Source organism: Bacillus sp. FJAT-50079 (assembly GCF_018343515.1).
GTDB lineage: Bacteria > Bacillota > Bacilli > Bacillales > Bacillaceae_C > Lederbergia.
Genome location: NZ_JAGYPD010000001.1, coordinates 342828 through 357806, shown reverse-complemented (window position 1 = coordinate 357806; position 14979 = coordinate 342828). Strand labels below are relative to the sequence as shown.

General features: G+C 36.7%; 11 protein-coding genes. 10 read left to right on the top strand and 1 reads right to left on the bottom strand.

Going from position 1 to position 14979, the window contains the following annotated elements; genetic code table 11:
• Positions 1 to 8: 8 nt before the first annotated feature.
• A complete protein-coding gene (locus KHA95_RS01665) occupies positions 9 to 671 on the bottom strand; it encodes a hypothetical protein (protein ID WP_213135727.1) in 663 nt (220 codons plus the stop codon).
• A gap of 216 nt (positions 672 to 887) precedes the next feature.
• Here KHA95_RS01665 and KHA95_RS01660 point away from each other — a divergent pair, with 216 nt between their 5' ends.
• The 10 genes from KHA95_RS01660 (at position 888) to KHA95_RS01615 (ending at position 14967) form a co-directional block, all read left to right on the top strand.
• Positions 888 to 4556, top strand: a complete 3669-nt coding sequence (locus KHA95_RS01660; protein ID WP_213135726.1) for a S8 family serine peptidase — start codon at positions 888 to 890, stop codon at positions 4554 to 4556.
• A gap of 511 nt (positions 4557 to 5067) precedes the next feature.
• Positions 5068 to 6927: a polysaccharide biosynthesis protein gene (locus tag KHA95_RS01655; protein ID WP_213135725.1), complete on the top strand. Its 1860-nt coding sequence runs from the start codon at positions 5068 to 5070 to the stop codon at positions 6925 to 6927.
• A 91-nt stretch (positions 6928 to 7018) separates the two neighbouring features.
• On the top strand, positions 7019 to 8050 hold the full coding sequence (locus KHA95_RS01650) for a Gfo/Idh/MocA family protein (RefSeq protein ID WP_213135724.1): 1032 nt from the start codon (positions 7019 to 7021) through the stop codon (positions 8048 to 8050).
• 23 nt (positions 8051 to 8073) lie between these two features.
• Positions 8074 to 8784: a DapH/DapD/GlmU-related protein gene (locus KHA95_RS01645; protein WP_213135723.1), complete on the top strand. Its 711-nt coding sequence runs from the start codon at positions 8074 to 8076 to the stop codon at positions 8782 to 8784.
• Positions 8785 to 8796: 12 nt separating this feature from the next.
• Positions 8797 to 10026: a glycosyltransferase family 4 protein gene (locus KHA95_RS01640; RefSeq protein WP_213135722.1), complete on the top strand. Its 1230-nt coding sequence runs from the start codon at positions 8797 to 8799 to the stop codon at positions 10024 to 10026.
• A 34-nt stretch (positions 10027 to 10060) separates the two neighbouring features.
• The gene (locus KHA95_RS01635) at positions 10061 to 11221 is read left to right on the top strand and encodes a DegT/DnrJ/EryC1/StrS family aminotransferase (RefSeq protein ID WP_213136127.1); all 1161 of its coding nucleotides are present in this window, start codon (positions 10061 to 10063) and stop codon (positions 11219 to 11221) included.
• 18 nt (positions 11222 to 11239) lie between these two features.
• Positions 11240 to 11878, top strand: coding sequence for a sugar transferase (locus KHA95_RS01630; protein ID WP_249316441.1), 639 nt, complete (start codon positions 11240 to 11242; stop codon positions 11876 to 11878).
• Positions 11879 to 11952: 74 nt separating this feature from the next.
• A complete protein-coding gene (locus KHA95_RS01625) occupies positions 11953 to 13095 on the top strand; it encodes a glycosyltransferase (RefSeq protein WP_213135721.1) in 1143 nt (380 codons plus the stop codon).
• 4 nt (positions 13096 to 13099) lie between these two features.
• The gene (locus KHA95_RS01620; RefSeq protein ID WP_213135720.1) at positions 13100 to 14215 is read left to right on the top strand and encodes a DegT/DnrJ/EryC1/StrS family aminotransferase; all 1116 of its coding nucleotides are present in this window, start codon (positions 13100 to 13102) and stop codon (positions 14213 to 14215) included.
• Positions 14216 to 14229: 14 nt separating this feature from the next.
• The gene (locus KHA95_RS01615; RefSeq protein ID WP_213135719.1) at positions 14230 to 14967 is read left to right on the top strand and encodes a Wzz/FepE/Etk N-terminal domain-containing protein; all 738 of its coding nucleotides are present in this window, start codon (positions 14230 to 14232) and stop codon (positions 14965 to 14967) included.
• Positions 14968 to 14979: the final 12 nt, after the last annotated feature.

Genomic DNA, 14979 nt, shown 5'->3' with positions numbered 1-14979 from the left:
CTCATTTTCTATCGTAGCAGGATATGAAATTGAATCGATGCAAGCGCAGTGATAAGCAACGATGAAATAATATGAAGCGATACAACCATCGCAATAACGACTGCACGCGGTTTTAAGGTCAAGACCCGCAATCCACGATATTGAATCAAGACGACCCAACCTTTTAAAAAAGACAAACATCCAAAAAAATAAATGATAAATGACTTGTCCGTCATAAATTGCGCAATGACTCCAAGTGATAATGGCGAAGAATACCAAGGAAGATGCATGATCGCCAGCGGCAAAAACGTCAATTGTTCCACAAATAAAATGGGCACAACAAACGCTTGCATAACAACGAGCTTCTTATAAGCCACATCAGACATCGTCCAAAACCAAAGTGCGGAAAAGAAAACAGCGAATCCCGTATAAACGAGTCCTAACAATAATCGTCCAACAATAAAATAAGCTTTTATCCCTGCGAATTCTGCCTCAGTAAGCTTTGTCAATTGCGGCGACAGCCCATGCGAGCCGATCCCGACCCAGCCATTCAAGCTAAAAACGAATCCGCCAAAAAGAAAAAGCCAACAAAGCCGCCAACGTAACCCGTAAATTTCTTCCGCTTTCGCTAATTGAAAAAAACTCCGCTCAGTATGTACTAACCCTTTTAAAATACTAGTTATGTAGATCAATATGTACTCACCTACTTTTTTGTTCGCAACTTTATTCTAACGTAACACCTCGTTAAATGTTACTTGATTACTCTACATATCGTTCGACACAATTCATTTAAATTCTACAAATCTAAGCCTATTAGACTAAAACTTTCGGAACTGGCTCGTCGTTAATGGACAATTTATGATGGAAATGTCAGACAATTAAGTATTCTTTTGCCGAGGAGGAAAATCATGTTGAAAAGAACCGCATTATTGTTATTGGTCTTTCTTTTGGCGTTTGGAAATTTAACGTTTGCTATGGGAGAAACAATGCCTAAAGAAGTCCAGAAAAAGAAACGATCCGTATCTGAACAAATGAAGGAAACGGAAGATCAAAACAAGGAGCAGCGGGTAATTGTCGAATTAAAAGAAGAGGCACCAATTGAATTTGCGACAAAGAAACGTGTAGCATTCAAAAAGCTCGCAAAAGAACAAAAAAAGCAATTGGAAAAGCAAGCGAAAGCACAGCAAAAGTCCGTTAAAGATAAAATTAATGGAAAGAAAATTAAAGCAAAATATCTAGAGGAATTTACGACCGTCATTAACGGATTCAGTCTTGAATTGAAACAAGCTGATATTGAATTGATTAAAAATATGCCTGAGGTTAAATCGGTACATATTGTCAATGAGTATGAACGACCAAAGGTTGAGCCGGAAATGAAATATAGCCATGAGCTTGTTCAAGCGCAAGAAGCATGGCGTGATTATGGATATAAAGGGGAAGGGATGGTTGTTGGCATAATCGATTCAGGCATCGATTATACCCATCGCGACATGATTTTAACAGATTCGTCCACCGCTACATTAACAGAAAATAGTGTGAATGAATCCATTCGGGACCATGGTTTACCAGGAAAGTTTTATACAGAAAAAGTTCCGTATGGCTATAACTATATGGATGAAAATGGGGAAGTACGAGACCTATTTGCGGGGGCTTCGATGCATGGCATGCATGTTGGGGGAACGGTCGGAGCCAATGGTGATGTTAATAATGGAGGGATTCAAGGAATCGCACCAGAAACCCAGCTTTTAGCATTAAAAGTATTCGGAAATGACCCGGAAATGCAATCGACGTTTGGAGATGTATATGTAAAGGCGATCGATGATGCGATCAAGCTTGGTGCCGATGTATTAAACTTGAGTCTCGGCTCACCAGCAAGTTTTGTTGATGCAAGTGCACCAGAGCAAGAGGCGGTAAAGCGTGCAGTTGATAACGGGGTACTCGTTTCAATTTCATCTGGAAATGCCGCAATGTTTGCTGATGGATATTATTATCCGTTAGCTTCGAATCCCGATTACGGAGTGAATGGGGCCCCTGGGGTTGCATACGATTCTTTACAAGTCGCTTCATTTGAAAATACGTATATGGAAGTGGACGCACTCCAATATACAATCGATGAGGTTATCGGGAGTGCACCATTTTTATCCGCTGGAAAAACGCATCCAAACGACTATGTGAAACAGACATTTGAAGTCGTTGATGCAGGATTAGGAAATCCCGCAGACTTTTCTGGGAAAGATGTGAAAGGAAAATATGCGCTCGTTCAGCGCGGGGAAATCGGCTTTGTTGATAAAGCATTAAATGCTCAAGCAGCTGGCGCTGATGGCGTCATTATTTACAATAATACGGACGGGATTGTTAATATGGCATCGGAAGAAGAAATTGAAATCCCACAATTATTTATGATGAAGAGTGATGGGGATCAGCTTGCTCAAGCGTTACAAAACGGACAAGCAGTTTCCCTTACATTCTCGGGAGAAAAAGCGACAATTGATAATCCAGATGCGGGAAAAATGAGTGCCTTCTCCTCTTGGGGATTGACACCAAATTTAGATTTTAAACCGGAAATTACTGCCCCAGGCGGACAAATTCTTTCTACTTTGAATAATAATGAATACGGCTTAATGAGCGGAACATCAATGGCCGCTCCACATGTATCTGGAGGCGGTGCACTCGTATTACAACGTGTTGATGAAGCGTTTAGTTTTGAACATGCAGATCGTGTGTTACAAGCGAAGAACATGATGATGAATACAGCGAAACGGATCGATTTTGATGGTGAAAACGTGTCACCAAGACGACAAGGTGCGGGGATCATGCAACTTCATGCGGCATTATCAACGCCGGTAATTGTGACGGAGGAAAAAACGAAGGAAGCGAAAGTGGCATTAAAGCAAATAATGGGTAATCAAGTTACATTTAAACTGATCGCAGAAAATATGTCAGATCAACCTGTTAACTATAATGTTGAAGTAAATGTACAAACAGATACATTCGTCCAAAACGGCTCAGATCTATTAGTTGCCCCAAATCTATTTGGTGCACTTGATTTAGCTGGCATGGCGGTTGCTAAAGTAAATGGCAAAGAAGTAAATACTGTGGAAGTTCCGGCAAACGGTAAGGCCACAATTGATGTAACGATTGATGTAAGCTCCATCGATGCAACACTATTGAACTATTTCACAAACGGATATTGGCTTGAAGGATTCGTAACATTGACGGATCCAATGGACACAAATCCGCCGCTATCGATTCCATATGTTGGCTTCAAAGGAGACTGGGACAAAGCGCCTATTTTTGATAAGCCGATGTGGGAGGCAGATTCATACTATGGATTAACTGGTGTTGTAACTAGTGCTGGAAATGATGATTACAGCTTCCTAGGTGAAGATCTAGCAACAGGTGCAATTGACCCTGAGAAAATTGCCTTTTCACCGAATGGAGATGGTGTACAGGATGACGCATTGATGATCTTATCCTTTTTACGAAATGCAAAGGAAGTAAAATTCAATGTGCTTGATGCCAATAAAAAACCAGTTCGCACATTAATCACCGAATCAGAGGTTAAAAAGAATTACTATGATAGCGGTCGTGCACCAATGTATTCTCTAAGCTCAACACGGGTATGGGATGGTAAAATCAATGGGAAAATCGCTCCACAAGGGCAATATTATTTGCAAGTAGAAGCAATCATTGACTATGCAGGGGCAAAATGGCAGTCGCTCTCCATTCCTGTGTTGTTGGATACGACGGCACCGGAAATAGAAGCAAGTTTTAATGCTGAGACACAAAAAGTAACGGTTCAAGCGGCAGACGAAGCGAACGGAAGCGGTCTTGCCTATTGGGACGTGCATATTGATGGCAAATCGATCTTAGACCAACCATATGCAGCTGGAGAAACAGAACACCAGCTTACAAAACGTTTAAGCCCAGAACAAACATTAACGGTGATTGCCGTTGACTACGCAGGAAACGTAGCAGAAGCGGAAGCAAATGAAGGGAAAGATACAACCGCCCCAGACCTTCACGTGCTCACACCTGAATTCCTTAGTGTGTCAGCAACGAAAAAGGTTACTTTCTCAGGCTATGTAAAGGATAAATCGGGTGTTAAGTCTGTTACTGTCGATGGGAAAAAAGCGAAGCTCAGCTATAATCCTGAAAAAGACCAATATGATTTTTCGATAACGATCAATCATAAAAAAGACGGCTATTACTTTTATCATATTAAAGCAACAGACAATGCCGGAAACGAAACAGAAATTGGGCGCCGATTCTTTATTGATACAGAAAAACCAAAGCTAAAAGTAAAAGCAAAAAATAATGTAGAAACCGATACGATCACCGTCTCCTCCGAAATTCGAGACAACTTTGATCAGATCCGTTTATATGTGAATGATAGCGAGGTATTTAAAAACGAACTATCCGAACCGTACGACATGAAGGGCTTTAAACAAACAGTAGAAGATATCGAACTACAATTGGAAGACGGCGACAACACTTTTATTTTTAAAGCGATTGACCTTGGTGGCAATGTGACTGAGGAGAAGGTGAAGATTAAGAAAAAGGGGAAAAAGAAGTAATAATAATTTTCGCACCATTCAGGTGCGAAAATTTTTTTGCTTTGTTATATATCATATTCATACAAACCCTTATAATTTGATTATGCTAATTGTAATAAATTACGATTATACAACTAATTAAGGATGAGAGAAAATGCCCTCATAATTATCTACATATGAATAGAATTCTTAGTTATTTATTTCTTCAATAAATTTTCCGCAGTAAAGAGAAACTAATTCATTTATTTTTCGTCTAACATTAAAAGATGCGACCATAGAGATAGTCCTACATTAATATCAAATCAACTAATAAAAAATATTTTTATCCACTAATAGGAAAAGAAGGGGTGTAATGGAATTTTATTTTTGCAGTTTCTACAAATACTATCATTAAGTATTTTTCCCGAATTCGACAATATTCATAAAAAAACCGTATATTTTATGACCGGAGTGCTGTGGATATGTTATAATATTTTCTGTACAAATTACAACAGTTACGCTCAACTGTCATTGTTGAGTTAGGAGGGGTAATATGAATTATAGGACAAGGATGTTTTCGCTTGTCTGTGTCGATTCAGCCATTGTTTTGGTATCGATATATATGTCCCATTTTTTATTAAATCCTTTTTCTTCATATATAGTAAATGATTTAATAATTACTACTTCAATCACGTTATTATTAACCCATCATCTCTTTTCTTATATTTTCGGGCTTTACCGGAGAGTATGGAGATATGCAAGCATGGAGGAGCTGGTTGGGGTTTTTTGTGTGGTAACATCGGCGATTATTATTACGGCGATTGTTCAAAAAATTGCTTTTGGTGAAATATATGCCCGTGGATTGGCATTGACCTTTATGCTTCATATTTTAATTTTAGGAAGTGTCCGGTTTTGGTGGCGTTTTTTACAAAGTGTCTTGATCGAAATTAAAAACATTAAAGTTCAACCAAAAGCCAAAAGGACATTAATTGTTGGTGCTGGTTCGACTGGTCGAATGCTTTTACGACAACTTAAAGAGCACCCGCTATCTGGATTGCGCCCAGTTGCATTTTTGGACGATAATTCTAGTGTTCAACAACTACAAATTGGAGGCTTGCCAGTTGCGGGGACAATTAAGGATATTTCAAAAGTAATAAAGCGATACAATGTCGAACATGTTGTAATAGCGATACCTTCCTTAAATAAGCAAAGATTGAATGAAATTATTACCGAGACAAAGAAAAAAGTGGACGATCTGCAAATTTTGCCAACGATTGGTGATTTGGCAAGTGGTAAAGTTTCAATTAGCGAAATCCGAGATGTATCTATCGAAGATTTATTAGGAAGAGAACCCGTTGAATTAGATGTTGAAGGTATTGCAACTAAAATTAAGGGGCAAACGATACTAGTTACTGGTGCAGGTGGATCAATAGGATCCGAATTGTGTAGGCAATTATGTCAATTTAATCCTAGACAAGTGATATTGCTTGGGCATGGAGAAAACAGTGTTTACAACATTGAGATGGAGCTAAAATCAAAATATAAAAATGAAATTGATTTCTTCACTGAAATTGCAGACGTACAAGACCGTGATAAAATGTTTAGCATCATGTTTCAATATAAACCAGCATTTGTTTTTCACGCTGCCGCACATAAACATGTTCCACTTATGGAAAGAAATCCTGAAGAGGCAGTTAAAAATAATATTTATGGCACGAAGAATGTTGCCGAGGCAGCAGATGCAGCACATGTAAATACATTTGTACTCGTTTCAACAGATAAAGCCGTGAACCCAACTAGCGTAATGGGAGCTACAAAACGGGTGGCCGAAATAATTGTACAGAACTTGGATAAAATTAGTAACACTAGGTTTGTCGCAGTTAGATTTGGAAATGTGCTAGGTAGTAGAGGAAGTGTTGTCCCATTATTTAGAAAACAAATTGCAAACGGCGGTCCGGTAACAGTAACAGATCCGGAGATGACGCGCTATTTTATGACGATCCCGGAAGCAGCTCGTTTGGTCATACAGGCGGGTGCTTTAGCAAGAGGTGGAGAAATCTTCGTCCTTGATATGGGAGAACCAGTGAAAATTGTCGATTTGGCGAAAAACTTAATCAAGCTGTCTGGATTTACTGAGGACGAAATAAAAATTGAATATACCGGGATGCGGCCAGGCGAAAAGATGTATGAAGAAATACTAAATGAAGATGAAGTAAATCCTGTTCAAGTATTTCCAAAAATATATATAGGGAAAGCGACTGAGGAAAAAACAGAAGATGTACTTCTTAGAATTGGTAACAGTATTCATAATCAAGAAGCACTCAGGGATACCCTGTTAAAATTAACGAATAAAAAAAACTCTACCGAGCCTAATTATCAAGAAATAAAAAAAATATTGACAGCTGCTCATTGATACGAAAGAACGTAAGGCTGGTTTTCCATCAGGGGTCAGCATTACGTTCTTTTCTTAATAAAGGAGCAATATTGTTTAGGAGTGATCAACAATGAAGAAAATCAACTTTGCAATCGTAGGTTGTGGGCATATAGCAAAAAAACATGCTGAAGGAATTAAACAAACATCAGGTGCGACATTATTAGCGGTATGTGACACAATTAAAGAAAATATGGAATACTATGTTGAAGAGTATGGTGCTACGCCTTATGAAAACTATGAAGAAATGTTAAAAAATCCCGAAATTGATGTAATAAATATTTGTACACCAAGCGGTTCACATGCCCCTTTAACTATCAAGGCTGCTAAAGCACGTAAACACGTGATCGTTGAAAAGCCAATAGCATTAACATTAAAGGACGCTAATGCAATGATCGATACATGCAAGGAAAATAATGTGAAACTATCTGTATTACATCCAAATAGATTCCGTCCTGCAATGATTGAGCTGAAGAAAGCAATGTCTGAGGAAAGGTTTGGCAAGTTAAGTCATGCAAATGCAACTGTTCGTTGGAATCGAAATCAAGCATATTTTGATCAAGCGCCATGGCGAGGAACGAAATCTTTAGATGGTGGAGTATTAATGAATCAAGCTATACATAATCTTGATTTACTAGTATGGTTAATGGGTGATATTGAAGAAATTTACAGTATGTCAGCTACAAGACTACGCAATATTGAAGCAGAGGATGTCTCGACAGGGCTAGTAAGATTTAAAAGTGGCGCATTAGGTGTGATCGAAGCTGCGACAACAATCTATCCTAAAAATTTCGAGGAATCGTTAAGTATATTTGGTGAGGAAGCCTCCGTGAAAATTGGGGGAGCAACTGCCAATTTTATCGAACATTGGGTTATGGAATCAATGTCTGAAGAAGACGTGAAGTCTTTGAAAGAATCAATTAAGGATAATCCCTACGGTAAGCCAGGACATCAATGTATAATTGAGGATATGATTCAAGCAATTATTAATGATCGCGATCCCGTTGTTACAGGTGAAGAAGGCATCAAAGCCCTTCAATTAGTTACGGGTCTGTATCAATCCGCTGAAAAAGGCACCCCTTTAAAAGTAGAGGAAATAGAATAAAAATGATTAAAGGATGAATAACAATGGATAAAATTGCGACTGGAAATAATGTGGTAATTGGAAGTGACGTAGTGTTTGGTGAAAATGTAAGCATTGGTCACAATGTAATTATTTATGATGGTGTTAATATTGGCAGCAACGTAATGATCCAAGATAATGTTGTCATCGGCAAACAACCAGCAAGAGCAAAAAATTCCATTTTACCAGAGGTGAAAAAATTACCACCTACTATTATTGGTAGTGGAGTAACAGTAGGAACAAATTCAATCATTTATGCTAATGCAGAAATTAGCGATGATGTGTTCGTTGCTGATTTAGCGACAATTAGAGAACGAGTTTCAATTGGCGAGAAAACAATTGTCGGACGGGGAGTAGCCGTTGAAAATGATTGTAAAGTCGGCAGTTATTGTAAGTTAGAAACAAACTGTTATATTACAGCGTATTCGATACTCGAGGACAATGTGTTTATTGCTCCTTATGTAGTAACGACAAATGATAATTATATGGCAAGATCCAAAGAACGTTTAAAACATTTTAAAGGTGTTACAGTTAAAAAAGGTGGTCGAATTGGTGCGAATGCTACAATTCTTCCTGGAAAGACAATTTACGAGGATGGAGCGGTAGCGGCGGCTAGTGTAGTCAGTAAAGATGTTCAAGCTGGTGAATTAGTAGTCGGTTCTCCTGCTCGGAAGCTGAGGGAAGTACCTGAAGAGCAATTGTTAAAAAATCAATAAATGGTGGTAAAAATGAATATATTATTAATTAATCACTATGCAGGGTCGAATATTCATGGAATGGAATATAGACCATATTATTTAGCGAAAGAATGGGTTAAGCAGGGGCATCAAGTGACAATTATAGGGGCATCACACTCACATATTAGAACTGTTCAACCGACTTTGAAGGAAAAGTGGACGGAAGAAATGTTGGATGGTATCCGTTACATCTGGATAAAGACTCCTAAATATGAAGGAAATGGTGTCAAAAGAGTTATTAATATGGTTTCTTTTGTTAAGGAATTACAGTTTAACTCCAATAAAATTGTAAAGAATATATCACCGGATATTGTTATTGCATCATCAACGTATCCATTAGATATATATCCAGCTGCTTCAATTGCTAAGAAGGCGAAAGCGAAGCTTATATTTGAAGTACATGATCTGTGGCCGTTATCCCCTATGTTACTTGGAAATATGTCACGTTACCATCCATTTATTATGTTAATGCAAAAAGGAGAAAATGATTCCTATCGTAAGGCAGATACAGTTATATCGTTTCTTCCAAAAGCATTGGATCATATGGTTGAACATGGTATGAAACCTGAGAAGTTTAATTATTTACCCAATGGCATTGATGTGTCACAGTGGGAGCGATCGAAGGAAAAAATTCCTGAGGCACACCAAAGTGTAATCGACAAATTAAAATCTGAGAATAAATTTCTTATCGGTTATGCGGGAACTCATGGTATTGCTAACGCCCTAGAGTATGTAATCGAAGCCTGTGAACTTTTAAGAGATGAGCCCATCACATTTGTATTCGTTGGGAAGGGTCCTGAGAAAGACAAATTAATTGAACAGGCAAAAGAAAAAAATATTACCAATCTAGAGTTCTTGCCCGTAATTAATAAAGAGGCAATACCTGATTTTTTAAGCAAAATGGATTGTCTTTATATAGGATGGAGAAGAAGTCCACTTTACCAATATGGAGTTAGTCCAAATAAATTACTTGATTACATGATGTCAGCTAAACCAATTCTTCACGGTATCGAAGCGGGGAATGATTTAGTTGCCGAAGCGAATTGTGGGATTTCTTTTCCCCCTCAAGATCCACAGGAACTTGCATTAGCAATTAAAAAAATGAGAAATACAACAAAAGAAGAAAGAGAACAGTTTGGTATTAACGGAAGAGATTTTGTAAAAGCTAACCACGATTATGAAGTACTCGCAAAAAAGTTTTTGAATATAATGAGTGAATAAACATTTACAACCTTTAGTGGATTACTTTTTCGAGGTGAACAAGGTGGAAAATATTCCATATGCAGTACCATATATTGATGATGAAGAAATAAAGGAATTAATTGATACAGTTCGTTCAGGTTGGCTTAGTAAAGGCCCTAAAACAGTAGAATTTGAAAATAAATTTAAAAAATATGTAGATGCAGAACATGCAATTGGATTAAATTCATGTACGGCAGGTCTTCATATTTCCTTGATTGCTGCTGGAATTGGGGAAGGAGATGAAGTAATTACAACTCCGTATACTTTTGTGGCAAGTTCAAACACAATTATTCATGCTGGTGCAACACCAGTATTCGTTGACATTGATCCTATTACTATGAATATCGATGTTAATAAAATAGAAGAAAAAATCACACAAAAAACGAAAGCGATCTTGCCTGTCCATTTTGCTGGATACCCTTGTGATATGGATCCGATTATGGAAATAGCGCAAAAATACAATCTAACTGTAATTGAGGATGCGGCACATGCCGTCTATACACAATATAAAGGAAAAATGATTGGAAGCATCGGTGATTATACATGCTTTAGTTTCTATGCCACTAAAAACTTAGTTACGGGTGAAGGTGGTATGGTTACAACTGGTAACGAAGAATCAGCAGATAAATTGAGGGTTATGAGTCTTCACGGTATGAGTAAAAATGCGTGGAATCGCTATGCCGAAAAAGGCTCCTGGTACTATGAAGTTGAGTACCCTGGGTTTAAATATAATATGACTGATATTCAAGCTTCAATGGGACTTGTACAGTTAGAGAAAATGCAAAAAATGCAACAAATTAGGGAAGATTACGCTGAAATGTATAATAAAGCATTTAGCGGGATCAAAGGTTTAACGATCCCTTTTAGCGATGAAGTTAATCGACATGCTTGGCATTTATATGTGTTAAGAGTGGATTCAAAGAAATTTTCCATTGATCGAAGTGAATTTATAGAGAAATTAACGGAAAAAGGAATAGGCACAAGTGTTCATTTCATTCCAGTTCCTATGCATCCTTATTATAAAAGACAAGGATATAATATCGAAGATTATCCCAATGCCTTAGCTGCATATGAGGGAGCAATTTCGCTACCTTTATATCCAAAAATGGATAAAGGGCAAGTAAACCGTGTAATACAAGCGGTTTGTGAAATAGCCGAAACTTATAAAAGATAGGTAAGGCGGGTGGGGAAGATGGAAGCACAAAAGATGGAAGGTAAAAAAGGTGTTTTATTAAACGATATCGTTAAAAGGGCGATGGATCTTTTGTTTACAACAATAGGGTTAATTATCATCGCCCCCATTTTACTCTTAATTAGTATTCTAATTAAAATTGATTCAAGAGGACCTGTTTTTTTTAAGCAAGTCAGGGTGGGAAAAAACGAAAGACCATTCAAAATATTAAAATTCAGAACAATGGTCGTTGATGCAGAAAAATTGGGAAAGCAAATCACAGTGGGAAAAGATCAGCGTATAACAAAAATAGGGCACTTTTTAAGAAAGTCTAAACTTGATGAACTTCCACAACTTATCAATGTATTCAAAGGGGATATGAGTTTAGTTGGACCCCGTCCAGAGGTGCCAAAATATACAGCTTTCTATACTAAAGAACAGAAAAAAATCTTCAACATACGACCGGGAATTACAGATTACGCTTCGATAAAGTATCGAAATGAAAATGAAATTTTAGCACTAAGTAATGATCCAGAGAGGACGTATATTGAAGAAATCATGAATGATAAATTAAAGTATAATATGGAATACATGGAAAAAAGGTCAATATTAACAGATATTAAAATTATTTTATTGACGATAAAAGCAATAATAAAGTAGAGATTATTATGCTCATTTTATCACAACAAGGTTCAATAAATTGGAAATCGTCGTTTATAAAGGGCTGACTAATAATGAAAAAAATAATTGTATATTATCCATTTCCTTTAAAAGATGGGTCAAGCGGTTCTGGAGTGAGACCAATTAAGTTACTTGAAGCATTTAGTGAATTTGCACGTAGAAGTAATTTAGAGTGCATTGAGATTTTTGGTACTTCTAAGGAAAGAAAAGAAAAATTAAAAAGATTATATCAAATGGTAAATCCAAAAGATATTCTTTTTTGCTATATGGAAAATCAAACAATACCGATATGGTTATCAGACCCTAGCCATATTCCCATGCGTCCCTTACTTGATTATCAGTTTATGAGGTATCTAAAGAAAAATCACATCCCTTTGGGGATATTTTATCGGGACATATATTGGAAGTTTACAGATATGTATAAAGTTAAAAATAAACTAGTAACCAAAATAATGATTTCTTTATTCCACTATGAGTTTAAAATGTTTGAACACTTTGCTAAGAAAATCTTTTTACCTAGTATTGAAATGAATAAATATCTGAAGTTATCTCAAGATAAAGTGGATATATCTCCTCCAGGTGGAGTAGATAAGGTTAATATGTTAAAACTTAATCATGATCAAAATGTAACTGCGATTTATGTCGGGGGTATTCATCCGAGGTACGGAATTTATGAAGTGCTTGAAGCATTATCAAATTTGAATGAGAGTAAAACTCTGATAGAGCTAATCCTTGTTTGTAGAAAAAATGAGTTGCAAGAAAATCTTTATTTAATGACTCCGTTTCTTAAAAGGCCATGGTTAAAAATACACCACGAGCATGGAGAAAAATTAGATGCACTTTATGGTAAGGCTGATTTTGGAATTGTAACTTTACAAAAAAATGTATATAATGACTTTGCAGTACCAGTAAAATTGTTTGAATATATGTCATATGGTCTTCCGGTTGTCTCTTCTAATTGCACTGCGTTACAATCAATTGTAAAAAAGGATAAAATTGGCTATGTAACGGAAGATAATGTGACTTCTATTGAACAAGGTCTTATGGAAATTATGAATGATAAAATGAGAGAACTCTATCGAGAAAATGTCATTCATGTACTTCATAGTAAGCATTTGTGGTTGAAAAGGGTAGAAAGTATATATCATTCTCTTGTCGAACCGGCAGATGACTATAATAGAAATAAGGAGAAATAATAATATGAATGTACCTATGCTTGATTTATCGGAGCAATACAAATCAATGAAGGATGAAATCCTTACAGCACTTGATGAAGTTATGTCTTCCTCAAGATTTATTCTTGGAGATCATGTGAAAAAGATTGAAAATGATATTGCTGCTTCAGTTAATGCACAATTTGGAATTGGGGTAGGCAATGGTAGCGATGCACTACATATATCATTGCAGGCCTGTGGTGTAAAGGAAGGAGATGAGGTTATTACAACTCCCTTTACCTTTTTCGCAACGGGTGGCTCTATTTCGAGATTAGGTGCAAAGCCTGTATTTGTAGATATTGATCCTGTAACTTTTAATATCGACCCATTTAAAATTGAGCAGGCAATTACGAGTAAAACTAAAGCAATTATGCCAGTGCATTTATACGGACAAGCCACCGATATGGACCCAATTATTAAGATCGCAAAAAATCACAATTTATATATTGTGGAAGATGCTGCCCAAGCGATCGGTGCTAAGTATAAAGGGAAGCATGTTGGGGAAATCGGAGACGCTACAACATTTAGCTTTTTTCCTACAAAAAATCTAGGTGCCTACGGAGATGGCGGGATGATAGTTACAAACAACGAAGAATTAGCTGAAAAAATGCGAATCATCCGAGTTCATGGAAGTAAGCCAAAATATTATCATCATGTTCTAGGTTATAATAGCAGACTTGATGAAATACAAGCGGCTATTTTGAATGTAAAACTACCCCATCTTAATAAATGGAGCGAGCGAAGACGTGAAATAGCAAATAGATACACAGAACTATTAAATGAAAAGATAGGCGAACATGCCGTTACACCAGTAGAAGTAACCGACAGATATCATGTATATCATCAATACACTCTTAGAGTGGAAAAAAGGGATGAGTTGCAACAGTTCTTGAAAGAGAGTGGAGTTGCTACAATGGTTTATTATCCCGTTCCACTTCACCTACAACCAGTGTTTAAGGATTTAGGTTATCAGGAAGGTGACATGCCAGAAGCTGAAAAGGCCTGTAAAGAAGCTTTATCTTTACCAATTTTCCCCGAATTTTCGATTGAACAGCAAGATTATGTAATAGAAAAAATCGTGCAGTTCTTTAAAAATAATTAGAAGGGCAATACTATATGGCATCGGAAAAATACATTTTATACGATTATTTAACTTTTATATGGAAGAAAAAATGGTTTGTATTATTATTTACCATTATTTGTGGAGGAGCTGGTATCTTTTTCAGCCTGAGTCAAACTCATATATATGAGTCAGAAGCGGTTATTTTTGTCGGAAATGCGGGAAATGATGAACTTACAAAACCAGAGAATATAATCTTTTATAAAGAAGAACTTGAAGGACCATACGAGGATCAATTTTCTGTTACGATTCCACGTGATTTTCAAGTTATTCTAAAACTTAAGGGAATTGACGAACAAAAGGTGTTTTCACAATTAAATAAAGTTGCTGAAAGCTATGTGAGTGATCTAAATGATACCTTTAATAAAAAAAGGTCTAGGTTGGAAGATTATTATATGACATTAGAAGCAAAGGTAGAAAGCTTACAAAAGGTGATTGATCATTATAATGATCAATTATTGAATTCAAAAGTCCCTGATAGTCAGATAGCGGATTACACAGGATTAGTAATTGAGTATGAGTCTCAACGTGAAAGTTACCAAGAACGAATTAATAATTTAGGGCAACAATTGGATGATATGGAAGGGCCGAAATTATCGGGAATCAACACAACTTCCTCTGGTAGCAAGTTGTTTAGAAATCTTTTTCTAGCAATGGCCTTTGGTTTTCAATGTGGTTTAGTGATCCTCGTCTTTTGGAAATATATGCTTAATGCTCGAAAAGCTAGCGAATAATGCGTTAACAAA

Coding starts and splice junctions, on each gene's coding strand:
- KHA95_RS01660 (WP_213135726.1), top strand. CDS start 888: ATGTTGAAAAGAACCGCATTATTGTTATTGGTCTTTCTTTTGGCGTTT.
- KHA95_RS01655 (WP_213135725.1), top strand. CDS start 5,068: ATGAATTATAGGACAAGGATGTTTTCGCTTGTCTGTGTCGATTCAGCC.
- KHA95_RS01650 (WP_213135724.1), top strand. CDS start 7,019: ATGAAGAAAATCAACTTTGCAATCGTAGGTTGTGGGCATATAGCAAAA.
- KHA95_RS01645 (WP_213135723.1), top strand. CDS start 8,074: ATGGATAAAATTGCGACTGGAAATAATGTGGTAATTGGAAGTGACGTA.
- KHA95_RS01640 (WP_213135722.1), top strand. CDS start 8,797: ATGAATATATTATTAATTAATCACTATGCAGGGTCGAATATTCATGGA.
- KHA95_RS01630 (WP_249316441.1), top strand. CDS start 11,240: ATGGAAGCACAAAAGATGGAAGGTAAAAAAGGTGTTTTATTAAACGAT.
- KHA95_RS01625 (WP_213135721.1), top strand. CDS start 11,953: ATGAAAAAAATAATTGTATATTATCCATTTCCTTTAAAAGATGGGTCA.
- KHA95_RS01620 (WP_213135720.1), top strand. CDS start 13,100: ATGAATGTACCTATGCTTGATTTATCGGAGCAATACAAATCAATGAAG.
- KHA95_RS01615 (WP_213135719.1), top strand. CDS start 14,230: ATGGCATCGGAAAAATACATTTTATACGATTATTTAACTTTTATATGG.